The organism is Streptomyces sp. NPDC002790 (assembly GCF_040295505.1).
Taxonomy (GTDB): domain Bacteria; phylum Actinomycetota; class Actinomycetes; order Streptomycetales; family Streptomycetaceae; genus Streptomyces.
The window spans coordinates 41,085-64,986 of sequence record NZ_JBEOVM010000018.1 but is presented as its reverse complement, the minus strand read 5'-3'; the positions used below and the strand labels follow the sequence as shown (position 1 = coordinate 64,986).

General features: G+C 70.9%; 16 protein-coding genes. 13 read left to right on the top strand and 3 right to left on the bottom strand.

The window, feature by feature from the left end:
* Positions 1–31: 31 nt before the first annotated feature.
* Positions 32–928 (top strand): LysR family transcriptional regulator, encoded by an 897-nt coding sequence (locus ABT004_RS12080; RefSeq protein ID WP_351334601.1) that lies wholly within the window; start codon positions 32–34, stop codon positions 926–928.
* Positions 929–1,018: 90 nt separating this feature from the next.
* Here ABT004_RS12080 and ABT004_RS12075 read toward each other — a convergent pair whose 3' ends face one another.
* A complete protein-coding gene (locus ABT004_RS12075; protein WP_266713167.1) occupies positions 1,019–1,360 on the bottom strand; it encodes a WhiB family transcriptional regulator in 342 nt (113 codons plus the stop codon).
* Positions 1,361–1,752: 392 nt separating this feature from the next.
* On the opposite strand from ABT004_RS12075, the gene ABT004_RS12070 reads away from it, so the two are divergent.
* The 4 genes from ABT004_RS12070 to ABT004_RS12055 all read left to right on the top strand — a co-directional run bounded on the left by ABT004_RS12070 (position 1,753) and on the right by ABT004_RS12055 (position 6,186).
* On the top strand, positions 1,753–2,364 hold the full coding sequence (locus tag ABT004_RS12070) for a response regulator transcription factor (protein WP_003948568.1): 612 nt from the start codon (positions 1,753–1,755) through the stop codon (positions 2,362–2,364).
* A gap of 279 nt (positions 2,365–2,643) precedes the next feature.
* Positions 2,644–3,231 (top strand): sigma-70 family RNA polymerase sigma factor, encoded by a 588-nt coding sequence (locus ABT004_RS12065; RefSeq protein ID WP_351334597.1) that lies wholly within the window; start codon positions 2,644–2,646, stop codon positions 3,229–3,231.
* Positions 3,232–3,384: 153 nt separating this feature from the next.
* Positions 3,385–4,893: an IMP dehydrogenase gene (gene guaB / locus ABT004_RS12060; protein ID WP_351334595.1), complete on the top strand. Its 1,509-nt coding sequence runs from the start codon at positions 3,385–3,387 to the stop codon at positions 4,891–4,893.
* Positions 4,894–5,061: 168 nt separating this feature from the next.
* On the top strand, positions 5,062–6,186 hold the full coding sequence (locus tag ABT004_RS12055) for a GuaB3 family IMP dehydrogenase-related protein (RefSeq protein ID WP_326020775.1): 1,125 nt from the start codon (positions 5,062–5,064) through the stop codon (positions 6,184–6,186).
* 99 nt (positions 6,187–6,285) lie between these two features.
* On the opposite strand, the gene ABT004_RS12050 is transcribed toward ABT004_RS12055, so the two are convergent.
* Positions 6,286–7,539 carry a nucleotide sugar dehydrogenase gene (locus tag ABT004_RS12050; RefSeq protein WP_351334592.1) on the bottom strand — a complete coding sequence of 418 codons (1,254 nt, stop codon included), beginning with the start codon at positions 7,537–7,539 and terminating at the stop codon, positions 6,286–6,288.
* Positions 7,540–7,862: 323 nt separating this feature from the next.
* On the opposite strand from ABT004_RS12050, the gene ABT004_RS12045 reads away from it, so the two are divergent.
* On the top strand, positions 7,863–9,569 hold the full coding sequence (locus ABT004_RS12045) for a glycerol-3-phosphate dehydrogenase/oxidase (RefSeq protein ID WP_351334590.1): 1,707 nt from the start codon (positions 7,863–7,865) through the stop codon (positions 9,567–9,569).
* Positions 9,570–9,752: 183 nt separating this feature from the next.
* Here the strand turns inward: ABT004_RS12045 and ABT004_RS12040 are convergent, their stop codons facing one another.
* Positions 9,753–10,781 (bottom strand): serine hydrolase domain-containing protein, encoded by a 1,029-nt coding sequence (locus tag ABT004_RS12040; protein WP_351334588.1) that lies wholly within the window; start codon positions 10,779–10,781, stop codon positions 9,753–9,755.
* A gap of 140 nt (positions 10,782–10,921) precedes the next feature.
* Here ABT004_RS12040 and ABT004_RS12035 point away from each other — a divergent pair, with 140 nt between their 5' ends.
* The 7 genes from ABT004_RS12035 to ABT004_RS12005 all read left to right on the top strand — a co-directional run bounded on the left by ABT004_RS12035 (position 10,922) and on the right by ABT004_RS12005 (position 23,852).
* On the top strand, positions 10,922–12,937 hold the full coding sequence (locus tag ABT004_RS12035; protein ID WP_351334585.1) for a serine/threonine-protein kinase: 2,016 nt from the start codon (positions 10,922–10,924) through the stop codon (positions 12,935–12,937).
* Between the two features lie 86 nt (positions 12,938–13,023).
* Positions 13,024–15,084 (top strand): serine/threonine protein kinase, encoded by a 2,061-nt coding sequence (locus ABT004_RS12030; protein WP_351334583.1) that lies wholly within the window; start codon positions 13,024–13,026, stop codon positions 15,082–15,084.
* A 135-nt stretch (positions 15,085–15,219) separates the two neighbouring features.
* The gene (locus ABT004_RS12025; protein WP_351334680.1) at positions 15,220–16,863 is read left to right on the top strand and encodes a serine/threonine-protein kinase; all 1,644 of its coding nucleotides are present in this window, start codon (positions 15,220–15,222) and stop codon (positions 16,861–16,863) included.
* 66 nt (positions 16,864–16,929) lie between these two features.
* Positions 16,930–18,528: a serine/threonine-protein kinase gene (locus tag ABT004_RS12020; protein WP_351334580.1), complete on the top strand. Its 1,599-nt coding sequence runs from the start codon at positions 16,930–16,932 to the stop codon at positions 18,526–18,528.
* Between the two features lie 75 nt (positions 18,529–18,603).
* Positions 18,604–20,244 carry a serine/threonine-protein kinase gene (locus ABT004_RS12015; protein ID WP_351334577.1) on the top strand — a complete coding sequence of 547 codons (1,641 nt, stop codon included), beginning with the start codon at positions 18,604–18,606 and terminating at the stop codon, positions 20,242–20,244.
* A gap of 132 nt (positions 20,245–20,376) precedes the next feature.
* Positions 20,377–22,005 (top strand): succinic semialdehyde dehydrogenase, encoded by a 1,629-nt coding sequence (locus tag ABT004_RS12010; protein WP_351334574.1) that lies wholly within the window; start codon positions 20,377–20,379, stop codon positions 22,003–22,005.
* Positions 22,006–22,049: 44 nt separating this feature from the next.
* The gene (locus tag ABT004_RS12005) at positions 22,050–23,852 is read left to right on the top strand and encodes a GMC oxidoreductase (protein ID WP_351334571.1); all 1,803 of its coding nucleotides are present in this window, start codon (positions 22,050–22,052) and stop codon (positions 23,850–23,852) included.
* Positions 23,853–23,902 lie beyond the last annotated feature (50 nt).

Sequence of the window (23,902 nt, the reverse complement as noted above, 5' to 3'; positions counted from 1 at the left end):
GCGATATCCAAGCGTCCCTTATGCTTGAGGGGTGATCGAGGCTCGTCATCTCCGTGTCCTGCGCGCCGTCGCCGCCACCGGCTCCTTCTCCGCGGCAGCCCGCGAGCTGGGCTGCACCCAGCCCGCCGTGAGTCAGCAGATGAAGGCCCTGGAGTCCTCGGCCGGCACCCCGCTGCTGATCCGCACCGGCCGCGAGATGCGCCTGACGCAGGCCGGCGAGGCCCTCGTGCGGCACGCGTCGGGCATCCTCGCCGGGCTCACCGCCGCCGAGGAGGAGGTCGCCGCCATCGCCGGGCTGCGGGCGGGCCGGGTCCGGCTCGTGTCCTTCCCCAGCGGCAGCTCGACGCTCGTCCCCGCCGCACTCGCCGCCCTGCGCGCCGAGCACCCCGGCACGCGCGTGTCCCTGGTGGAGGCCGAGCCGCCGCGCTCCGTGGAGATGCTGCGCGAGGGCGACTGCGACGTCGCGCTTGCCTTCCGCTACGAGGGTGCGCACGCCGCGGAGGACTGGGACGACCTCGTCGTACGGACGCTGTTCGCGGACCGGCTCGTGGGCCTCGTCCCCGAGGGGCACGCGCTGGCCGGGGCGGGCTCGGTCACCATCGACGCGTTCGCGGACGAGCCGTGGATCGCGGGCTGCCCGCGCTGCCGCCGCCAGCTGGTCGAGGTGTGCAGGGGAGCGGGGTTCGCCCCGCGCATCGACTTCGCGACGGACGACTACCCGGCGGTGGTCGGACTCGTGAGCGCCGGGCTCGGCGTGGCGGTCCTCCCCGAACTGGCCATCGAGTCCGTTCGGCCCAAGGGTGCACGCACAGTGACCGTCGAGCCCGCCGTGCGCCGCGAGATCGTCGCGCTCACCCTGCCCGATCTGGCCCAGGTGCCCGCGGTCCGCGCGACCCTCGACCACCTCGCGAAGGCCGCGACACGCTGAACAGGTCCGCCCCGCACTGAACGCGGAGGCGGGCGCGGCTCGGCGCGCCCCGCCTCCGCGGGCCGTTCAGATGCGTGCAGAAACGTTCCTTCAGTTGTGCGCGCCGCTTGTGGCGGCCTGTCCTCCACTCGGGGCCGACGCGGTGACGAGCCGGTTGCGGGCCCGCCCCATGAGCTCTTCGCGCTCGTCCTCCGTCAGGCCGCCCCACACGCCGTACGGCTCACGCACCTGTAGGGCGTGAGCAGCGCACTCCGCGCGCACCGGGCACCTCATGCAGACCTCCTTGGCCGAGTTCTCACGGGCGCTGCGAGCCGCCCCACGTTCGCCCTCCGGGTGGAAGAAGAGCGAGCTGTCCACCCCGCGGCAGGCCGCGAGGAGCTGCCAGTCCCACAGATCGGCGTTCGGTCCGGGTAGGCGGGAGAAATCTGCCATTGCTGTGTCCCCTTGTAGCCGTTCAGACGTGGATGCGGTGCACATGACCGTACATCTACTGTCTAAGGAGATGAAAATATGACTCATTGCGAATCTAGCTACAGATACCAGTAAAAGGAAGGAAAACCTTCCAAATGGGGCATGGGTTGTGATGAAACGTTGTGGGTCCGCCGCGCTGTCCGCACCGTGTTCGCGCCCTCACGTAGAGTGCCGAAGGAGGTCGTCCGACCCGTAACTCTTTCGAGTGACCGTCGTTGAGAGTGCGGAGGCGGTTGAAGGAGCAAGTGCTCGGGCAAGTGTCCGATTGCCTTGTTGAATGTCGACCGCACAGGTGACGATTCGTACACAGCCTGGAGGCTCAAGGTGACGCGCATCAGCTGCGGAGGACGGTCATGACATCCGTCCTCGTCTGCGACGACTCCCCGCTTGCCCGAGAGGCGCTGCGCCGCGCGGTCGCGACCGTGCCCGGCGTCGAGCGCGTGACGACCGCGGCCAACGGCGAGGAAGTACTCCGCCGCTGGGGCGCCGATCGCTCGGACCTGATTCTGATGGACGTACGCATGCCCGGTCTGGGCGGCGTCGAGACAGTGCGGCGGCTGCTCTCCGCCGATCCCGGTGCGCGCATCATCATGCTCACCGTGGCCGAGGATCTGGACGGGGTGGCCCTGGCGGTCGCCGCCGGCGCCCGCGGCTATCTGCACAAGGACGCCTCGCGCGCCGAGCTGCGGGCCACGGTGACGCAGGCGCTCGCCGACCCGACCTGGCGGCTCGCGCCGCGCAGACTGCGCTCGGCCGAGATGGGGGCCGCCCCCACGCTCACCGCGCGGGAGATCCAGGTGCTCGAGGGCATGAGCCACGGGCGGTCCAACGCCGAGATCGGGCGCGAGCTGTTCCTCTCCGAGGACACGGTCAAGACGCACGCGCGTCGCCTGTTCAAGAAGCTCGGCGCCTCGGACCGTGCGCACGCGGTGGCGCTCGGGTTCCGCTGGGGCCTGGTTCGCTGACGACGAGCCGCTGATCGGCACGCCTCCGCGCCCTTCGGGGCGCGGTGGACCCGCCGTGAGGGACGCCGCTCCGGCCCGTCGCGCCGCGACTTTTCGACGCTTCGCGCGCGATGCCGCATCCTTGGGGGTGTGGAGTTCCTCGGGGACGAGTCGGGTGAGCAGGGTCAGCGAGAGGGGAGGGCGCAGGAGATGAGTTCCGGCGCACCTGCTCATAACGCTTCGGTGCACAACTACGGGCACGGTGTCTCGGACCGAAAGGCGTCGGGGCACCATGGACCGATGCGTGACGACGAGGCAGCGACTCCCCAGGGGGTCATCGGTACGCTCGTCGGCCGCGCCGTGGACGGCGACGAGCAGGCCACGCACGATCTGCTCGCGCATGTCCACCCCCTCGCGATCCGCTACTGCCGCACGCGTCTTTCCCGACTCCCGGGTGACGCGCGGCACTTCGTGGAGGATCTCGCCCAGGAGGTCTGCGTCGCGGTGCTGCTCGCGCTGCCGCGCTACAAGGACACCGGGCGGCCCTTCGAGGCCTTCGTCTTCGCCATCGCCGCGCACAAGGTCGCCGATCTGCAGCGGGCGGCCATGCGCGGCCCCGGGTCCACGGCGGTGCCCTCCGACGAGATGCCCGAGCGGCCCGACGACTCCCTCGGCCCGGAGGAGCGGGCGCTGTTGAACAGCGACGCCGCGTGGGCCAAGCAGTTGCTCGCCAACCTTCCGCAGAACCAGCGGGAGCTGCTCCTGCTGCGTATCGCCGTCGGGCTCACCGCGGAGGAGACCGGGCAGATGTTGGGCATGTCACCCGGCGCCGTGCGCGTGGCGCAGCACCGGGCGTTGAGCAGGCTCCGGGCGCTCGCCGAGCAGTAGGTGGCGGGGCGCTCGCGGAGCAGTGGCACATCCCCCTGACGTGTACGTGTAAACGTACAAAGTGCGCCGATGATCTTGATCGTGGAATGAGACACCCCCGCGGGCCGTTAGCATGGACATCCGCACCGATCAAGGCCATTTGGGGAAGGTGTCATGACTGCAAACGTCGACGGAGTGCCCGAGAAATTCGCGACGCTCGGGCTGACCTACGACGACGTGCTGCTGCTGCCGGGCGCGTCGGACATGGCGCCCGACCAGATCGACACCGCCTCGCACGTCTCGAAGAACGTACGGGTGAACATCCCGCTGCTGTCCGCCGCGATGGACAAGGTCACCGAGTCCCGCATGGCGATCGCCATGGCGCGGCAGGGTGGCGTGGGTGTCCTGCACCGCAACCTGTCGATCGCCGACCAGGCGAACCAGGTGGACCTCGTGAAGCGCTCCGAGTCCGGCATGGTCACCGACCCGATCACGGTGCACCCGGACGCGACGCTCGCCGAGGCCGACGCGATCTGCGCGAAGTTCCGCATCTCCGGTGTGCCGGTGACCGACGGCGGCGGCAAGCTGCTCGGCATCGTCACCAACCGCGACATCGCTTTCGAGAACGACCGCAGCCGTCAGGTCCGCGAGGTCATGACGCCGATGCCGCTCGTCACGGGCAAGGTCGGCATCTCCGGCGTCGACGCGATGGAGCTGCTGCGCCGCCACAAGATCGAGAAGCTTCCGCTGGTCGACGACGCGGGCCTCCTCAAGGGCCTCATCACGGTCAAGGACTTCAAGAAGGCCGAGCAGTACCCGAACGCCGCGAAGGACTCCGGGGGTCGGCTGCTCGTCGGCGCCGCGGTGGGTGTGGCCGGTGACGCCTTCGAGCGCGCCCAGGCCCTCATCGAGGCGGGCGTCGACTTCATCGTCGTCGACACCGCGCACGGGCACTCGAGGCTCGTCGGTGACATGGTCGCCAAGGTCAAGTCCAACGCGGGCGGCGTCGACGTCATCGGGGGCAACATCGCCACCCGTGACGGCGCCAAGATGCTCGTCGACTCCGGTGCCGACGGCATCAAGGTCGGTGTCGGACCGGGCTCGATCTGCACCACGCGTGTCGTCGCCGGTATCGGCGTCCCGCAGGTCACGGCCATCTACGAGGCGTCCCTCGCCGCCCGGGAGGCCGGTGTCCCGGTCATCGGCGACGGTGGCCTGCAGTACTCCGGTGACATCGCCAAGGCGCTCGTAGCCGGCGCCGACACCGTGATGCTCGGCTCGCTGCTCGCGGGCTGCGAGGAGTCCCCGGGCGAGCTGCTCTTCATCAACGGCAAGCAGTTCAAGTCGTACCGCGGCATGGGTTCGCTGGGCGCCATGCAGACGCGCGGCGAGCAGCGGTCCTTCTCCAAGGACCGGTACTTCCAGGAGGGTGTCGCCTCCGACGACAAGCTCGTCCCCGAGGGCATCGAGGGCCAGGTGCCCTACCGCGGCCCGCTGTCCGCGGTCGTGCACCAGCTCACCGGTGGCCTGCGCCAGTCGATGTTCTACGTCGGCGGGCGCACGGTTCCGGAGCTGCAGAGCAACGGCAGGTTCGTCCGGATCACGTCGGCGGGTCTCAAGGAGAGCCACCCGCACGACATCCAGATGACGGTCGAGGCGCCGAACTACAGCCGCAGCAAGTAACAGCAGGTCAGACGTGATGGGGCGGTCCTGGGAAACACCGGGACCTCCCGCCCGTCACCCACCACCGCCCTTGCCTGAGGACCTCCGGTCCGCCCCTCTCTTCGCGTGTCAGGGATACTGGACAGGCAAGGCCCAAGTGGGACCCAGATGTGAAAGGCGCCCCCCAACGTGACTGAGATCGAGATCGGGCGCGGCAAGCGCGGCCGCCGCGCGTACGCCTTCGACGACATCGCCGTCGTTCCGAGTCGGCGCACCCGCGACCCGAAGGAGGTCTCGATCGCTTGGCAGATCGATGCCTACCGCTTCGAGCTGCCGTTCCTGGCGGCCCCCATGGACTCCGTCGTCTCGCCGGCGACCGCGATCCGCATCGGTGAGCTGGGCGGACTCGGTGTCCTCAACCTCGAGGGCCTGTGGACCCGTTACGAGGACCCGCAGCCGCTGCTCGACGAGATCGCCGAGCTGACGCCCGAGGCCGCGACCCGCCGCCTCCAGGAGATCTACTCCGCGCCCATCCAGGCCGACCTGATCGGGCAGCGCATCAAGGAGGTGCGCGACTCCGGTGTCGTCACCGCCGCCGCGCTCTCCCCGCAGCGCACCGCCGAGTTCTCCAAGGCGGTCGTGGACGCGGGCGTCGACATCTTCGTGATCCGCGGGACCACGGTCTCCGCCGAGCACGTTTCCGGTGCCGCCGAGCCGCTGAACCTGAAGCAGTTCATCTACGAGCTGGATGTCCCGGTCATCGTGGGCGGCTGCGCCACGTACACGGCCGCGCTGCACCTGATGCGGACCGGTGCGGCGGGTGTGCTCGTCGGCTTCGGTGGCGGCGCCGCGCACACCACGCGGAACGTGCTGGGTATTCAGGTGCCGATGGCGACCGCTGTGGCCGATGTGGCTGCTGCCCGCCGTGACTACATGGACGAGTCCGGTGGCCGCTACGTGCACGTCATCGCCGACGGTGGCGTGGGCTGGTCCGGCGACCTGCCCAAGGCGATCGCCTGCGGCGCCGACTCCGTGATGATGGGGTCCCCGCTGGCCCGCGCCACGGACGCGCCGGGCCGCGGTCACCACTGGGGCATGGAGGCCGTCCACGAGGACGTGCCGCGCGGCAAGAAGGTCGACCTCGGCACGGTCGGCACGACCGAGGAGGTCCTGACCGGGCCCTCGCACACGCCCGACGGGTCGATGAACTTCTTCGGTGCGCTGAAGCGGGCCATGGCGACGACCGGCTACAGCGAGCTCAAGGAGTTCCAGCGGGTCGAGGTCACGGTGGCCGATGCCACACACAAGCGGTAGCGCGTAGCGGGAAACGGGTTGGGCCTCACCGGATAGGTGGGGCCCAACCCGTTTTTTTGCGCCCGCGCGGCGGAGCCGCAAATCGACACAGCCCCGTGGTTAGAGGCGGTGGGCCGCTCCCGCCGGAGTGGCGCCCCTTGTGTCCAGGAGGAGTTGGGCTTTTACGGAGAGGCCCTGGAGATCGTACGTGCGGTGCTGTTGCAGCAGGATCGTCAGGTCGGCGTCGGCGGCGGCCTCGTAGAGGGAGTCGGCGCGTGGGACCGGGCGGTCCAGGACGTTCCAGGACGGCACGTACGGGTCGTGGTAGCTGACGGCGGCGCCGAGTTGCATGAGGCGGGTGGCGATCTCCTCGGCGGGGGCCGCCTGCTGGTCGGCGAGGTCCGGCTTGTAGGTGATGCCGAGGAGGAGGATCCGGGCGCCGCGGGCCGACTTGCCGTGCTCGTTGAGGAGGGTGGCCGCGCGCTGGACCACGTACGACGGCATGTGGTGGTTGACCTGGCGGGCCAGTTCGACCATGCGCAGGGGGCGTGTGGGCAGGTGCGGGCCCGTGAGGTCCTGGGCGAGGGCGTGGCCGCCGACGCCGGGGCCGGGGCGGAAGGCCTGGAAGCCGAAGGGCTTCGTCTCCGCGCAGCGGATGACGTCCCAGAGGTCGACGTTCAGGTCGTGGCAGAGCACCGCCATCTCGTTGACCAGGGCGATGTTGACGTGCCGGTAGTTGGTCTCCAGGAGGTGCACGGTCTCCGCTTCCCGCGGGCCACGCGCGCGTACCACCTTGTCGGTCAGGCGGCCGTAGAAGGTGGCCGCCGACTCGGTGCAGGCGGGGGTGTGGCCGCCGATCACCTTGGGGGTCGACGTGTAGGGGTGCAGGCGGTTGCCGGGGTCGACGCGGCCGGGGGCGTGGGCGAGGTGGAAGTCGCGTCCCGCGCGCAGGCCCGAGCCCTCTTCGAGGACGGGGAGGAGGAGCGACTGCGTGGTGCCGGGCGGCACGGGCGACTCGATGATCACCGTGGTGTGCGGGCGGAGCCGGGCGGCGAGTGCGCGGGTCGCCTCGACGACCGGGGTGAGCATTGGCGCCCCGTCGGGGCCCTGCGGGGTCGGGGCGCAGATCACGGCGGTGCGGACACGGGCGAGCTCGGCGGGGTTGGCCGTGGGGCGGAAGCCCGCGGAGAGCATGCGGCGGAGGTCGGCGGCAGTGAGGGCCGCCGAGTCGCCGCCGCCGGGCAGCCGGCCCGCCGCGAGATCCCGGGCACGGGCCGGATCGTGGCCGATGGTCGCGATCCCGGCCGCCACGGCGGCCTGCGCGAGGGGCAGGCCGAGGTGGCCGAGGCCGATGACGGCGAGGTCTGCGGGCATGGCGGTTGCCGTCCTTTCCCGAGGAGCGGACCGGTCATTAACCGGAGCGGGACGAGGGCGCAAGCCCTGTGGACAGGATGAGCGAGCGCCCTGTCAGACTAGGAGTAAATATGACCGATATGTCGTATTGCATAGCGATGGATTTGCGAGTGTTGCGCCGCGAGTCTCCGCAAGTTGTCCACAGGCGCGCGCCCGCTGGTGGCCCGAATCGGGCAGCGGGTGAAGAATCGGGGCATGTAGGGAGAGTGCGGTGGGCGCTTCGAGGTACATGAGGCCGGGCACACCACACGCGTGAGCCACGCCGACGACAGCGGGAGGCAGCAGTGAAGGCAGCGACACTGGGACCCGAGCAGCGTGCACAGGCTCTGGCGGCCATGGCGGAGCGCGAGCTGGACATTCTTGTCGTGGGAGCCGGGGTGGTCGGCGCGGGCACGGCGCTCGACGCGGTGACCCGCGGCCTGTCCACCGGGATCGTCGAGGCGCGGGACTGGGCCTCCGGCACGTCGAGCCGTTCAAGCAAGCTGGTCCACGGCGGGCTCAGGTATCTGGAGATGCTGGACTTCGCGCTCGTCCGCGAGGCGCTGAAGGAGCGCGGGCTGTTGTTGGAGCGGCTCGCCCCGCACCTCGTGAAGCCCGTGCCCTTCCTGTATCCGTTGCAGCACAAGGCGTGGGAGCGGGTGTACGCCGGGTCGGGCGTCGCGCTGTACGACGCGATGTCGATGGCGCGTGGGCACGGGCGCGGACTGCCGATGCACCGGCATCTGACGCGTAAGCATGCGCTGCGGGTCGCGCCCTGTTTGAAGAAGGACGCTCTCGTCGGCGCGCTTCAGTACTACGACGCGCAGATGGACGACGCCCGGTATGTGGCGACCCTGGTGCGGACCGCCGCCATGTACGGCGCCAAGGCCGCGAACCGTGCGCGGGTCACCGGGTTCCTGCGGGAGGGTGAGCGGGTTGTCGGGGCGCGGGTGGAGGACGTGGAGGGGGGTGGGGAGTACGAGATCCGGGCGAAGCAGATCGTCAATGCCACCGGTGTGTGGACCGATGACACGCAGGCCATGGTCGGCGAGCGTGGGCAGTTCCATGTGCGGGCTTCCAAGGGGATCCATCTGGTGGTCCCGAAGGACCGGATCAACTCGACGACCGGGCTGATCCTGCGGACCGAGAAGAGCGTGCTGTTCGTCATTCCGTGGGGGCGGCACTGGATCATCGGCACGACCGACACCGAATGGGACCTGGACAAGGCGCATCCGGCGGCGTCGAGTGCGGATATTGATTACTTGTTGGAGCACGTCAACTCCGTGCTCGGCGTCCCGCTTTCGCGTGATGACGTGCAGGGGGTCTACGCGGGGCTGCGGCCGCTGCTCGCAGGGGAGAGCGATGCGACGAGCAAGCTGTCGCGGGAGCACACGGTGGCGCATCCCGCGCCGGGTCTTGTGGTCGTGGCGGGCGGCAAGTACACGACGTACCGGGTCATGGCCAAGGACGCCGTCGACGAGGCCGTGCACGGGCTCGACCAGCGGGTCGCCGAGTGCGTGACCGAGGAGGTGCCGCTGGTGGGGGCCGAGGGGTACCGGGCGCTGTGGAACGCGCGGGCGCGGATCGCCGCGCGTACGGGGTTGCACGTGGTGCGGGTCGAGCACCTGCTCAACCGGTACGGGGCGCTGGCCGAGGAGATCCTCGAACTCGTCTCCGCCGACCCGGGGTTGGGGGCGCCGCTCACCGGTGCCGACGACTATCTGCGGGCCGAGGTCGTCTACGCGGCCTCGCACGAAGGGGCGCGGCACCTCGACGACGTGCTGACGCGGCGGACCCGGATCTCCATCGAGACCTTCGACCGGGGGGTGCGGTGTGCGAGGGAGGCGGCGGAGTTGATGGCGCCGGTTCTTGGGTGGGACAAGGACCAGGTGGAGCGGGAGGTCGAGCATTACGAGAAGCGGGTGGAGGCGGAGCGGGAGTCGCAGCGGCAGCCGGATGACCTTACGGCGGATGCGGCGCGGCTTGGGGCGCCGGACATCGTGCCGCTTTGACCTTCGGTGGGGCGGGTGTCGTTGTTGCGGGTGCCGGGGTTGCGGTCGCGGGGCGCTGCCCCGGGCCCCGCGCCTCAAGCGCCGGCGGGGCTGAAAGATCGGGGCTCTGCCCCGGACCCCGCTGCTCAATCGCCGCAGGGGCTTGGTGTGCGGCTCAATCGCCGGAGGGGCTTGGTGTGCGGCTCAATCGCGGGAGGGGCTTGATTGTGGTCGCTGGCAGAACTCTGACGCGAGTATGTTTCGTTCGATGTCGGTGTCGTGCGACAAAGTTGGGCTTGTCGTGCGGAAGGTGACGGTGCGTGAGCCGTCGGGTGTTGCCGCTGTACGGACGTAGGTGTGGGCTATGCGGCCGTTGTGGCCCCAGACCGTCGTGCCGCAGGGGAGTTTTTCCGGGTAGAGGCCCATGCCGTAATGGCCGTTTGTGGGGCGGGTGTTGAGCATCGTGCGGAGGGCCTCGGGTGGGAGGAGGTGGCCTGCCAGGAGGGCCGCGTAGAAGCGGTTCAGGTCGGGGAGCGTGGATATCAGTTCGCCGGAGGCGCCGGCCGTGCGTGGGTCGAGGCGGACCGCGTCGGGGCCGTGCGGGCTCGGGACCGTGGTGCGGGCGCCGGGGAACGTGGTGCCGGTGAGGTGGAGCGGGTCGATGATGCGGTGGCGGGCCTCCGTGGCGTAGGAGTGGCCCGTGACCTGATGGATGATCATGCCCAGGAGTACGTAATTGGTGTTGGAGTACGACCAGGTTCCTGGGCGGGTCGTCCGGGGCTCGGAGAGTGCGAGCGCCGCCACCGCTCTCGGGGTCAGCGGGACGCGGCCGTGGGTGGTGGCCGTGAAGTCGTAGAGGCCGCTGGTCTGGGTCAGGAGCGAGCGGACCGTGAGTTCGCGGGTGTCCGGGAGGGTGGGGAGGTAGGTGGTGATGTGTGCGGAGAGGTGCAGGCGGTGTTCCATGGCGAGTTGGAGGACCACCGTCGCTATGAAGGTCTTGGTGATGCTGCCCGCGCGCACATGATCGGAGCGGGTGAGGTCGGTGCTGGTGGTGGTGAAGTGGCCTGTGGAGCCGTCGGTTGCCAGGAGCGCGGCCGACGGGGCCTTGCCTCGCGTCACGAGCAGCGGAAGAGTGTCGTCCGCGGGCGTCGTCGGACCTGGCGCACTGCTCGGGGCCAGGCACACGATGGCCGCGGCCAGCGGTATGGCCAGGAGTGTCCGGAGTACGGGCAACGACGGTCCCTTCGGGGGTGCGGGCGCACCATTGTGGGACGTTCCTGTGCGTGTCGGGTGGGGGTGACCCGGCGCGCGGAGTGGTGGTCCAGTGATGGGACAATGAAGGCTCTGTCAGGGCGGGTTGCTAGAGGGGACGCATGTCGGAGGCGGAGCGGGCGGGCGAGGCCCGTGAAGACAAGGGCACTCGTCAGGATTCATCCGGTCGGGACGATCAGGAGGAGTCCGTGACAGCTCCGGAGGGCCGGCTGCTCGCCGGCCGGTACCGGCTCGGCGATGTGCTGGGCCGGGGCGGCATGGGCACCGTGTGGCGGGCCAAGGACGAGACACTCGGGCGCACGGTGGCGGTGAAGGAGCTGCGCTTCCCGGGCGCCATCGACGACGAGGAGAAGCGCCGCCTGATCACGCGTACGTTGCGTGAGGCGAAGGCGATCGCGCGGATCCGCAACAACGGCGCGGTGACGGTCTACGACGTGGTCGACGAGGACGACCGGCCGTGGATCGTCATGGAGTTGGTCGAGGGCATGTCCCTCGCCGAGGCCATCCGCGAGGACGGACTGCTCGAACCCCGGCGGGCCGCCGAGGTCGGGCTCGCCGTGCTCGACGTGCTGCGCTCCGCGCACCGCGAGGGCATCCTGCACCGCGACGTGAAGCCGTCCAACGTGCTGATCTCGGAGGACGGTCGCGTTGTCCTGACGGACTTCGGGATCGCGCAGGTCGAGGGTGACCCGTCGATCACCTCGACTGGAATGCTGGTCGGCGCGCCCTCGTACATCTCGCCCGAGCGTGCCCGAGGCCACAAGCCGGGGCCCGCCGCCGACATGTGGTCGCTCGGCGGTCTGCTGTACGCGGCCGTGGAGGGTGTGCCGCCGTACGACAAGGGGTCGGCGATCGCCACGCTGACCGCCGTGATGACCGAGCAGGTGGACCCGCCGAAGAACGCGGGGCCGCTGGAGCCGGTGATCTACGGGCTGCTCGACAAGGACCCCGACCAGCGGCTCGACGACGCGACGACGCGGTTGATGCTGAACGACATCATCCATGCCCCGGAGCCGAAGCCGGCCCCCGAGCCGGAGCCGGTCGAGGCCACGAAGGTGGTGCCGCTGCCGCCCGCTCCCGCGCCGAAGAAGCGCAAGGAGCCCAGGAAGCCCAGGGAGAAGGGCGCCGCGGCGGCCAGGGCAGCTGCCGCGAAGGCTGCCGCCGCCTCGGCCGCGGCAGGTGTCGCCGCCAGGAGCGAAGAGACCGCGGAGAAGATGCGCGGCGCCCTGAAGAACGTACGCAAGGCGGCCGCCGCCGCGACGGCTCCGAAGGCGAAGTCGGAGGAGCCCGGGGCGACCGCGCCCGCCGGCCCGGCCGCGGGCGGTGGGCGCCCGGGTGGCACGGCCGTCCTCGCGGACGCGCTGCGGGGCCGCTCCCTCGTCATCGGCGCGCTCGTCGTCGCGGTCGTCGTGCTCTCCGGCATCCTGGCCCTCGTCCTGAACAACGGCGACGGTGCGGACGCGAAGGGCGGCGGCGACAAGGGCGCGTCGTCCGGGGCCACGGCCGGCGCTGACGGCAAGAACGACAGTGGCGACAAGGACGCCGGCAGCGGTGCCAAGGACAACAAGGGCTCCGGCGGCGACAAGAAGCCCTCCGGGAGCGCGTCGGCGAGCGGCTCCGCGTCTCCCAGTACGAGCGCGAGCGCCTCGCCCAGCGGTGACGCCGCCGAGGGCAAGTCCGCCGCGGCCGTCAAGGAGACGTACAAGCACTCCCAGGGCTTCTCGATCGGCCTGCCGAAGGGGTGGAAGTACGTCAAGACGCAGGCGGCGGGGGCCCGTTTCACCGGGCCCGACGGGCAGCGGTTGCTGATCGGTTGGACCAGCAGCCCCAAGTCCGACCCGGTCGCGGACTGGCGCAACCAGGAGAAGTACATGGTCCGCTCCCAGTACCACCGGGTGCGCATAGCGTCGGTGGACTACCGCGACTGGAAGACGGCCGACTGGGAGTTCACGTACGCCGACGGCGGCACGAAGTGGCACTCGATAGACCGGGGGACCGTGGTGAACGGGTCGCTGGGATACGGGCTGATGTACACCGCCAAGGACTCCGACTGGGGTGGCGAGCAGCGCAAGTCGACCTGGAAGGCATTCACACAGACGTTCAAGCCCAAGTCCTGAACCGGTGGGCCGTGCGGCACGTATCGTGAATGTTTGGGGACCGTGCGCAGTCGCTCGGCAGAGCCGGTGGATCAGGGGGAGGCGTCGTGGACGAGTACGCGGGGCGGGTGCTCGCCGGCCGGTACCGGCTGCCGGTCCTCTCCTCGGACGCGTACGAGTCCCCGGCGGCGGAGACGCGGGCCTTTGACACGTACAGCGGGCAGGAAGTCCTCGTGCGGCAGGTGCCGTTGCCCGAGGTCGTCGAGGCGGAGGTCCTTGACGCGGACGGGCTGCCGGAGGGGTTCAGGCCCGGCGGGGATACGGGGCGGGAGGCCGCTGAACCTTCCCCAAGCTCTCAACTCCGTTCGAGCAGGGGAGGCCCCATTGTGGCGCGCGCCGTCGAGGCCGTGCAGGCCGCCGCGCGGATCCCCGACCACCCCCGGCTCGACCAGGTCTTCGACGTGTTCGCCGAGGGCGGTTCGCTGTGGATCGTGAGCGAACTGGTGGCGGCGCGGCCGCTGTCCGCGCTGCTCGCGCGTGGGCCGCTCAGTCCCTACCGGGCCGCTGAGGTCGCCGCCGATGTGCTCACCGCGTTGCGGGTGCTGCATGCGCACGGGTGGGTGCACAGGAACGTCACGGCGCGGACGGTGCTTGTCTGTGACGACGGGCGGGTGATGCTGACCGGGCTTGCCGTGGGGGCGGCGGAGGAGGCGTTGTGCGGGTATGACGTGGCGCCTGCGGTCGAGCGGGATCCGGATGAGGTGGAGTCCGTGGGTGTGGGGGCCGGTAAGGCCGTTGTGCCGGCTGCCCGGTGGAGTGAGCTCATATCCGGGGGTGACGACTCGGGGCTCCGCCCCGGACCCCGCGCCTCAAACGCCGGCGGGGCTATATCTGCCGAGCGGTCCCGGCAGGTGCGCATGACCGTCATCGGTCCCGTCACCGAGCGGTGGGCGCCCGAGCAGGCGTATCCGGTGCAGGAGAACTGGCAGTTGGCGGCGCCCGTCGGGCCCGCCACTGATCTGTGGGCGCTCGGTGCGTTGTTGTTCCGGGCCGTGCAGGGGCACGCCCCGTACCCGGAGGAGTCCACGCCCGAGCTGGTGCAGATGGTGTGCGCCGAGCCGCCCGCGTTCGCCGAGGAGTGCGGGCCCGTGCGGCCGGTCGTCGAGTCGCTGCTGCGCCAGGACCCCACCGAGCGGCTCGACATCGAGGAACTGCGCGGCTGGCTGCGGTCGTTGGTGCGCTCCGCGCCGGAGCCGGAGGCGGGGGTGAACGTCATCCCCGCGCCCGCCTTCGACGCGGCCCGGCTGCCCGTCGTACGCCGCAGGGGAGAGCTCGTCCGCAAGCGGCGGGCGCGGGTTCCGGCCACCGCGGGGCAGCACGGCCGGCACAAGCGGGGCCGGGCCGTGGAGCGCGCGCCGCGGCCCGCGCGCGCTCCACGTACGCGCCGGCCGAGATCGCTCGGGCGCTGGCTGCTGGTGCTGATCCTGCTCGCGCTCGTGGGCGCCGTGGCGTACGCGATGGTGTTCATGCCGAAGTCGGGCCAGGGCGCCGGGGCCGGGGCCGCGGGCGCCCGGCAGGAGAACGCGGCGGGTGCGGCGCCCTCCGCCTCCTCGGACGACCGGGGCAAGCCGTCGCCGGAGCCGTCGAAGTCCGCCGCGTCTCCGTCGGGCAAGCGCAGTTCGACGCCCTCCTCCACCAAGCCGCAGTCTGACGTGGCCCCCGGTTTCGTGCTGCGCGAGGACGCCGCGGGGTTCGAGGTGGCCGTCGCCAAGGGGTGGCAGCGGACGGGGAAGAACGGGCGGGGGCAGGTCGTCTACGCGCACGGCGCCTTCGAGCTGCTCGTCGTCCCCGGGCGCGACTCCACGGCGAAGTACGGCAAGGACCCGATGAAGTATCAGCGGGAGGACGAGCACGAGTTGCAGCCGTTCCGGGACTCGACCTGGGCCACGTCGAGCGGCATGAAGAGCATCGACGTCGGCGGACGGACCATGGCCGAGGGGCAGTTCACCTGGCAGGGGTCCGACGGGCGGGAGATGTACGTCCGCAATCTCGCGATGGTGGTCGGCGGCAGGTACCACGTGGTGCAGGTGCGCGGCCCGGAGGCCGAGCGGGACGAGGTCACGCGGCTCTATCAGCAGGCGTACTCGACGTATCGCTACGGTGGTTGAGCCCGCGCGCCACAGCCGTCGAGCCCGCGACAAAGCGTCACAGTGCGGTCTCTGTGGGACCCCGGCTGTTCCGTGTGTGGCGACTGATCCCTAGTGTGAACCGGGTCGACACAGTATCGGGGAAACGTGAATCAGATGCAGGGCGAGGTCCTTGCCGGGCGCTATCGGCTCGGTGAATCCATAGGGCGCGGCGGCATGGGCCGGGTGTGGCGTGCGCACGACGAGGTGCTGCACCGTACCGTCGCCGTGAAGGAGCTGACGGCTGCCCAGTGGGTGGCCGAGGCGGACCGGGCCGTCCTGCTCGAGCGTACGCGGACGGAGGCGCGGGCCGCCGCGCGGATCAACCACCCCGCCGTCGTCACCGTGCACGACGTGCTTGAGCACGACGACCGGCCGTGGATCGTCATGGAGTTGGTCGAGGGGCGGTCCCTCGCCGACGCGGTCAAGGCGGACGGGCGGGTCGAGCCCGCAGAGGCCGCCCGGATAGGCCTGTGGACGCTACGGGCGCTGCGTGCCGCGCACAACGCCGGTGTGATGCACCGGGACGTGAAGCCCGGCAATGTGCTCCTCGCAGGCAACGGGCAGGTCAAACTCACGGACTTCGGCATCGCCCAGGTCGAGGGCGACTCCACCATCACGCGGACCGGCGAGATAGTCGGCTCCGTGGACTACCTCGCGCCCGAGCGGGTGCGCGGGTCCGACTTCGGGCCCGCCGCCGACCTGTGGGCGCTGGGCGCGACGCTGTACACGGCCGTGGAGGGGCTCTCCCCGTTCCGGCGTACGTCGCCGATCGCCACGATGCAGGCCGTCGTCGAGGACGAGCCGGAGGCGCTGGAGAACGCCGGGGCGATCGGGCCGGTCATCGGCGCCCTGCTCAGCAAGGACCCGGCCGACCGGCCCACCGCCGATGAGGCGGAGGTGATGCTTGCGGAGGCGGCGGAGGGGCGTCGGCCGAGTGCGGCGCAGGCGTATGTGCCGACGCAGGTGCATGTGCCGGCGGCGCCGGTTCCGGTGGGGCATGTGTCCGGGCAGCCGACCGTGACGATTCGGGACACCGGTCCTGAGTCGCGGGGCGCTGCCCCGGACCCCGCGCCTCAATCGCCGGCGGGGCTTAAGAGGCGGCGGTGGCCCAAGGTGGTTGCTGCTGTTGTGGCTGCTGCGCTCGTGGGTGGTGGCGGGGCGTTGGGCGCCATGTATTACATCGATCAGCGTGCGGCTGACAGCAGCAGTGCGGCGACGGGGCAGGACTCCGGGAGCCAGGACTCCGGGGGGCAGAGCGGATCCGGCGACAAGGACGAGGCAGTCCCCAAGGACGGGTCGATCCCCGACAGTTGGGTGCGGCGGGACGATGTCGAGGGGTTCAGCCTGATGCTGCCGCCCAGTTGGAAGCGGCAGCAGGAGGGTTCGCAGATCGACTACACGCCCGACGGCGGGCAGCGGTTCGTCCGTATCGCCATCGACAAGGCCTCCGACTGGAAGGACTCGTACCAGCACCAGCTGGACCTGGAGAAGGGGCTGCGGCCCAAGCTGCCGGACTACCAGCGGGTGTTGTTGCAGTCGAACATGTTCCGGGACCAGACCGGGTCGCTGTGGGAGTTCAGCTGGACCGCCGGGACGCAGGACACGACGTCCGGGCCGCGGCACGCCATCGAGCAGACCTACCGGGCACACGACGGCACGGAGTACGCCATCTACCTGTCCGTCCCGGAATCGGACTGGCCCGACGCGCGACAGCAGTTCGACGCGATACTGCGCGGCTGGGAACCCGAGAGCTCCTAGGCACGTGAGGGCCCCTGGCCGGAAGCGTGCAGTCCCGGTGAACAAGCGTGCGGCATGATGGGGCGCATGGGGACCGAGGGGGACAACGCCCGTGTGATCGCCGGGCGTTACCGGCTGGAGGCCAGAATCGGCCGCGGCGGCATGGGCGTCGTATGGCGGGCCGCCGACACGCTGCTGGGTCGTCAGGTGGCCGTCAAGGAACTCGCCGTCGACGAGACGCTCTCGGAGGACGAGGCCGACCAGCAGCGCGAGCGGATGCTGCGCGAGGCGCAGGCCGTGGCCCAATTGCGGCATCCGAACGTGATCGTCGTGCACGACGTGGTGCTGTACGAGGAACACCCGTACATCGTCATGGACCTGGTCGGCGGCGACTCGCTGGCCGAGCGCATCACCAGGGAAGGCTCCGTCGAACCCCTGGAGGCCGCCCGGATCGGGCTCGCGCTGCTCGGCGCGCTGCGCGTCGCCCACGCCGCGGGCGTGCTGCACCGGGACCTGAAGCCCGCGAACGTACTCCTGGAGAGCTCGACGGGCCGGGTCGTCCTCACCGACTTCGGGATCGCCCAGGTCGAGGGCGCCACCACCCTCACCGAGACCGGCGGCTTCGTCGGCTCGCCCGAGTACACGGCACCGGAGCGGATGGCGGGGGAGCGGGCCGGCGCGGGGGCCGACCTGTGGTCGCTCGGGGCGCTGCTCTGCGCGGCGATGAGCGGCGAATCCCCCTTCCGCCGCGACTCGTTGGGCGGCATCCTGCACGCCGTCGTCTACGAGGAGATCAGACCGCCCGAGGAGGCCGAGCCGCTGCTCCCGGTGATCCGCGGCCTGCTGGAGCGGGACCCCGCGCGCCGGATGAACCTGGACGAGGCCGAGCGGCTGCTGCGCGCGTACATCGCCACCGGGGCGACGCCGCAGCCCGCGGTCCCCATCCCGCTCGTGCCGCGCGTGCTCTACACCCCGACGCAGGCGAACGTGCCGATGGCGCGGCGCAGACGTGTCGTGTCGACCCGGGCGCTGCTCGTCGCGGCGGCGCTGGTGGCCGCGCTCGCGGGGGCCGGGGTCGCGACCGCGGTGCTGCTGGCCGGGGACAACGGCAAGACGCCCGCGCCGCCGCCGACGACCACCGTCTCCGCCTCGACCGGTACGCCGTCCGCCTCCGGCTCGCCCTCGCCGACCTCCACGGTCACCGTGACCCGGCCGGGGACCCGTACGCCGGACGCCGGGGCCCCGCAGGGCTATCGCACGGTCACGGACCCCGAGGGTTTCCGGCTCGCCGTGCCCGAGGGGTTCACGCGCTCCGTGGACGGGCCGCGGATCTTCTACATGTCGCCCGGCAAGACCTACCGCATCGGCGTCAAGGTGGGGCGCACGGAGAGCGGCGGCCCCGGCGCCGTGCAGCGGCGCTCCGACGCCGGAGGGCCGAAGAACAATCCGGGCTACCGTGCCGCCAAGGTCACCGACACCTCGCACAACGGGCACGACGCCGCGCTGTGGGAGTTCACCTGGAACGGGTTCAGCGAGGCCGAGGGCGCCCGGCACACCGTCGACCTGTGCTGGGAGGAGGGCGGCCGGATGTACGACGTGTGGGTGTCGGCCCCCGTCGGCGACACCGCCCGGGCGCGCGCCCACTTCGACGCCGCGGTCGACAGGTTCGCGGTGCCCCGGGGGTGAGGCCTCGCATCAGCGTGGTCACAACTCCGTGCTCCGAGTGGTCCCAGGCGTGTCCCGCAAGGTACTTATGGACCCATGAGTGACAACGGGGGAGCCGCACACGGCCCGAACGAGCCCACCAGCTTTGCCCTGCAACCGCCGCAGCAGCCGTACGTGCCGCACCCGGGCAACCCGTACGCCGCCCAGCCCACGCAGGTCTCGACCGAGCAGCACGAACCGGGCGCGGGGCGGCTCGTGGCCGGGCGCTACCGGCTGCTGAGCAAGCTGGGCCACGGCGGCATGGGCACGGTGTGGCGGGCGAAGGACGAGACGGTGGACCGCGAGGTCGCCGTGAAGGAGCCGCGCCTGCCGGACCACCTGCCGGAGCGGGAGCGGGCCAACGCCTTCGAGCGGATGCGCCGCGAGGCCCGCGCCGCGGCCCGGCTCGACCACCCCTCCGTCGTGAACGTGCACGACGTGGCGGTCGAGGACGGCCAGCCGTGGATCGTCATGGAGTTCGTGCAGGGCCGCTCGCTCGGCGCCGCCCTCCAGGAGGGCACGCTCGGCGTCCGCGAGGCCGCCCGCATCGGCCTCGAGATGCTCGGCGCCCTGGAGGCCGCGCACACCGGCGGGATCCTGCACCGTGACGTGAAGCCGGACAACGTGATGCTCGGCCGCCACGACCGCGTGATCCTCACCGACTTCGGCATCGCCCAGATCGAGGGCGAGACGAATCTGACCGATACGGGTGGCTTTGTCGGCTCGCCCGAATTCATCGCCCCGGAGCGGGTCCTCGGTCAGCGTCCGGGCCCCGCCTCCGACCTGTGGTCGCTCGGCGTCGTCCTGTACGCGGCGACCGAGGGCGTCTCCCCGTTCCGCCGCAACAACACGCCCGCGACGCTCCAGTCCGTGCTGAACGCGACGCCGGCCGCGCCCGCCGCCGCGCAGGGCCCGCTGGCCGACGCCATCAACGGGCTGCTGCAGAAGGACCCGGCGCGCCGGCCCAACGCGGCGCAGGTGCGCGTCCTCCTGGAGAAGGCGGCCGAGCCGCCGTCGCAGGCGCCGACCCAGGTCGTCCAGATCGGCTCCGCCCAGGGCGGCCTGCGCCTGGGCCGCAAGACCCTCCTGGGCATCGGTGCGGGCGTCGTGGTGGCGGCCGTCGTCGCGTACCTGGTCGTCGCGAACCCGTTCGCGGGGCCGCTGCCGGACGGGTGGAAGGAGTTCGAGGCGGGGGCGCCACTGGACACGACCGTCGGCCTGCCGGACACGTACATCCCGATCCCGGACGAGGACGACAAGTCGGTGATGACGTACGCGGATCCGAGCGGCGCGATCACCGTGAACCTGTCGCGCGCGGACCACAAGGACGAGGTGGCCGACATCGCGAGCACGGCCGACGCCGAGGCCTCCAAGGACTCCGAGGACATCAAGGGCGGCACGTTCAGCGGCGCCGGGGCGTCGATGTCGAGCGACACCAAGAGCACCAGCGAGACCGACTCCAACGTCACGTACCAGGACCGCGACGCCGCGCTCAACACGATCACGTACGGCGTGCGAAGCATCGGCACGGACTTCGACAAGGACATGCCGCGCGAGGCGAAGGCCTTCTACTACAAGAGCAAGGCCGGCGACATGTACCGGCTGTGGGTCGACTACCCGGGCAAGGGCGACTTCACGGAACGCGGTCGCGAGGTCGCCAAGGGTGCCATCGCCAACCTGGAGGTCAACAAGCTCTGAAGTCGCGTTCGTTGGTGGCAAAGCCCTGATCAGCGGCTTTGCTGCCAGCGATCACTGGCGCGGTGTGTGCAGTCGGTGAAACCTGTTACCGACGGGTACCGAAAGCGGACGCCCGGACTTACGCTCGCCCGTATGACGCAGTCGCAGGCCACCCCCGAGCACGTGGCAGAGAAGACCCGCACGAACCCGGTCGCGGCCGCCCCCGAGGGTGCCCGCACGGCCGTCGACGTGGTCACGCCCGACCTGATCGCGCGCCTCACGCGGGACGTGGTCGGCTCGGGGCGGACGGCGAACCACACGCCGTTCACCGGCGAGAAGCTGGCCGACCTGCCGGAGTCGACGCCCGAGGACGTCGCAGAAGCGTTCGAGCGGGCTCGCGCCGCCCAGGAGGTCTGGGCGAAGACGCCGGTCCGCAAGCGCGCCGCCGTCCTGCTGCGCTTCCACGACCTGGTGCTCGCCCGCCAGGCCGAGGTGCTCGACCTGATCCAGCTGGAGACCGGCAAGGCCCGTCTGCACGCGCACGAAGAGGTGCAGGCCGTCACGGTCGCCGCCCGGCACTACGGCCGCAAGGCGTCTTCGTACCTGAAGCCCAAGGGGCACACGGGCGCCGTCCCGACGCTGACCAAGGTCACCGAGCTGCGTCAGCCGCGCGGCGTCGTCGGCCAGATCGCGCCGTGGAACTACCCCCTCGAACTGTCGGTGGGCGACGCGCTCCCCGCCTTCGTCGCGGGCAACGCGGTCGTCATGAAGCCCGACACGGAGACCTGCCTGACCGCCCTGTGGGCGCGCGACCTGCTGATCGAGGCGGGCCTGCCGTCCGAGGTCTTCCAGGTCGTACTAGGCGAGGGCCCGGTCGTCGGCCCGGAGCTGGTCAAGCACGCCGACTACGTCTCGTTCACCGGCTCCACGCGCACCGGCCGCGAGGTCGCGCAGGGCGCCGCCGCGCGCCTCGTCGGCGTCTCCCTCGAACTGGGCGGCAAGAACGCCATGCTCGTCCTTGAGGACGCCGACGTGGAGAAGGCCGCGGCGGGCGCGGTCCGCGCCTGCTTCTCCTCGGCCGGTCAACTGTGCATCTCCATCGAGCGGTTGTACGTCCACGAGTCGATCGCCGACGCGTTCGTGGCCCGGTTCGCCGCCCGCACCAAGGGGATGCGGCTCGGCCGGTCCCTCGCGTACGGCGCGGAGATGGGCTCGCTCGTCGGCGAGCGGCAGCTGGAGACGGTGACGCGGCATGTCGACGAGGCCGTCGCGAAGGGCGCCACGCTCGTCGCGGGCGGCACCGCGCGCCCCGACATCGGCCCGTACTTCTTCGAGCCGACGATCCTGGACGGCGTCGAGGCCCCCATGTCGGTCTGTAACGAGGAGACCTTCGGCCCGGTCGTCTCGATCTACCGCTTCAGCGACGAGGACGAGGCGATCTCGCTCGCCAACTCCACGGCGTACGGCCTGAACTCCTCGGTCTGGACGAAGAGCGCCAAGCGCGGCCACGAGGTCGCGGCCCGCCTGCGCACCGGCACCGTGAACATCAACGAGGGGTACGCGCCCGCGTACGGCAGCGTGCAGTCGCCCATGGGCGGCATGAAGGAGTCGGGGCTCGGCCGCCGGCACGGCTCCGAGGGCATCCTCAAGTACACCGAGGCGCAGACGGTCGCCCACCAGCGCGTGATGCCGATGGCTCCGTCGTTCGGCATGGACGACGAGCGCTACGCCGCGTTCATGACGGTCAGCCTCGGCCTGATGAAGAAGTTCCGGCTGAAGTAGCCGACGGCCGTTCCAACGTTCAAAGTTCAAAGGAGAACGCACACGTGACGCAGGACGGCTACGACTACGACGTGGTGGTCATCGGCTCCGGCTTCGGTGGATCCGTGTCCGCCCTTCGCCTCGCCGAAAAGGGCTACAAGGTCGGCGTGCTGGAAGCGGGGCGCCGCTTCACCCCGGCCACGCTCCCCAAGAACTCCTGGGACCTGAAGAACTACCTCTGGGCACCGAAGCTCGGCATGTACGGCATCCAGCGCATCCATCTGCTCGGGAATGTCATGGTCCTGGCAGGCGCGGGGGTCGGCGGCGGTTCGCTGAACTACGCCAACACCCTCTACGTACCGCCGAAGCCGTTCTTCGAGGACCCGCAGTGGGCGCACATCACGGACTGGCAGGAGGAGTTGAAGCCGTATTACGACCAGGCGCAGCGCATGCTCGGCGTACGGCTCAACCCGACGATGAGCCCCGCCGACGTGCACCTGAAGGCGGCGGCCCAGTCGATGGGCATCGGCGACACCTTCCACCTGGCGCCGGTCGGTGTCTTCTTCGGCGACGGCAAGGACGCCGAGGGCGAGTCGAGGGCGGCCCCGGGTGCGCAGGTCGAGGACCCGTACTTCGGTGGCGCGGGCCCCGCCCGCAAGGCGTGCACCGAGTGCGGCGAGTGCATGACGGGCTGCCGGCACGGCGCGAAGAACACCCTCAACGAGAACTACCTGTACCTCGCCGAGAAGGCGGGCGCCGTCGTCCACCCGATGACGTCGGTGGTCTCGGTGACGGACGACTCGCGCGGCGGCTACGCGGTCGCGACCCTGCCGACGGACGACAAGAAGGCGGCCGGACGCACCTTCACCGCCCCGAAGGTCGTCGTCGCGGCGGGCACGTACGGCACGCAGACCCTCCTGCACCGCATGAAGGCGAGCGGCCAACTGCCGCACCTGTCCGCGAAGTTGGGCGAGCTGACCCGCACCAACTCCGAGGCGCTCGTCGGCTCGCAGACCACGAACCGGCGCTACAAGAAGAAGCACGGCGTCGCGAAGGTCGACTTCACCAAGGGCGTCGCGATCACGTCCTCGATCCACCCGGACGCGAACACGCACATCGAGCCGGTCCGCTACGGCAAGGGCTCGAACTCGATGGGCGGCCTGTCGGTCCTGCAAGTTCCGTACGCGGAGGGCTCCTCGCGGGTCGCCGGCTGGCTGGCGAACGTGGTCAAGCACCCGTCGCTGATGGTCCGCTCGCTCTCCAACCGCCGCTGGTCGGAGAAGACCATCATCGGTCTCGTCATGCAGTCCCTCGACAACTCGCTGACCACGCATCTGAAGGCGGACGGCGTCGGCAAGGGACTGCTCACCGCGCGGCAGGGCCACGGCGCCCCCAACCCCAAGCAGATCAAGGCGGCGACCGAGGGCGCCTCGGCGATCGCGGCGGAGATCAACGGGTTCGCGGGCTCCAACGTCGGCGAGCTGATCGGCACCCCGCTGACCGCCCACTTCCTGGGCGGCTGCCCGATCGGCGACTCGGCCGAGACCGGCGTGATCGACGCGTACCACCGGGTCTACGGCCACCCCGGCATCTCGGTCGTCGACGGCGCCGCCGTCACCGCCAACCTCGGCGTGAACCCGTCCCTGACGATCACGGCGCAGGCCGAGCGGGCCCTGTCGTACTGGCCGAACAAGGGCGAGGAGGACACCCGGCCGGAGGTCGGCTCGGCGTACCGGCGGCTCGCGCCCGTCGAGCCGAAGAGCCCGGCGGTCCCGGCGGAGGCCTTCGGCGCGCTGAAGCTGCCGCTCCTCGCGGTACCCGAGGTGCCGCCGAAGAAGGATGAGCAGAAGCCGCTGCAGACCGGCTGATCCCGCTCGGAGGGGTATGGGGTTGTACTACGGAGTCCGGTCGGCCTCGG

What these genes read in the sequence shown, in the direction of transcription:
- ABT004_RS12075 (WP_266713167.1), bottom strand. Translation starts at nt 1,360, where the DNA reads ATGGCAGATTTCTCCCGCCTACCCGGACCGAACGCCGATCTGTGGGAC.
- ABT004_RS12065 (WP_351334597.1), top strand. Translation starts at nt 2,644, where the DNA reads ATGCGTGACGACGAGGCAGCGACTCCCCAGGGGGTCATCGGTACGCTC.
- ABT004_RS12070 (WP_003948568.1), top strand. Translation starts at nt 1,753, where the DNA reads ATGACATCCGTCCTCGTCTGCGACGACTCCCCGCTTGCCCGAGAGGCG.
- ABT004_RS12025 (WP_351334680.1), top strand. Translation starts at nt 15,220, where the DNA reads ATGCAGGGCGAGGTCCTTGCCGGGCGCTATCGGCTCGGTGAATCCATA.
- ABT004_RS12035 (WP_351334585.1), top strand. Translation starts at nt 10,922, where the DNA reads ATGTCGGAGGCGGAGCGGGCGGGCGAGGCCCGTGAAGACAAGGGCACT.
- ABT004_RS12020 (WP_351334580.1), top strand. Translation starts at nt 16,930, where the DNA reads ATGGGGACCGAGGGGGACAACGCCCGTGTGATCGCCGGGCGTTACCGG.
- guaB (WP_351334595.1), top strand. Translation starts at nt 3,385, where the DNA reads ATGACTGCAAACGTCGACGGAGTGCCCGAGAAATTCGCGACGCTCGGG.
- ABT004_RS12010 (WP_351334574.1), top strand. Translation starts at nt 20,377, where the DNA reads ATGACGCAGTCGCAGGCCACCCCCGAGCACGTGGCAGAGAAGACCCGC.
- ABT004_RS12015 (WP_351334577.1), top strand. Translation starts at nt 18,604, where the DNA reads ATGAGTGACAACGGGGGAGCCGCACACGGCCCGAACGAGCCCACCAGC.
- ABT004_RS12050 (WP_351334592.1), bottom strand. Translation starts at nt 7,539, where the DNA reads ATGCCCGCAGACCTCGCCGTCATCGGCCTCGGCCACCTCGGCCTGCCC.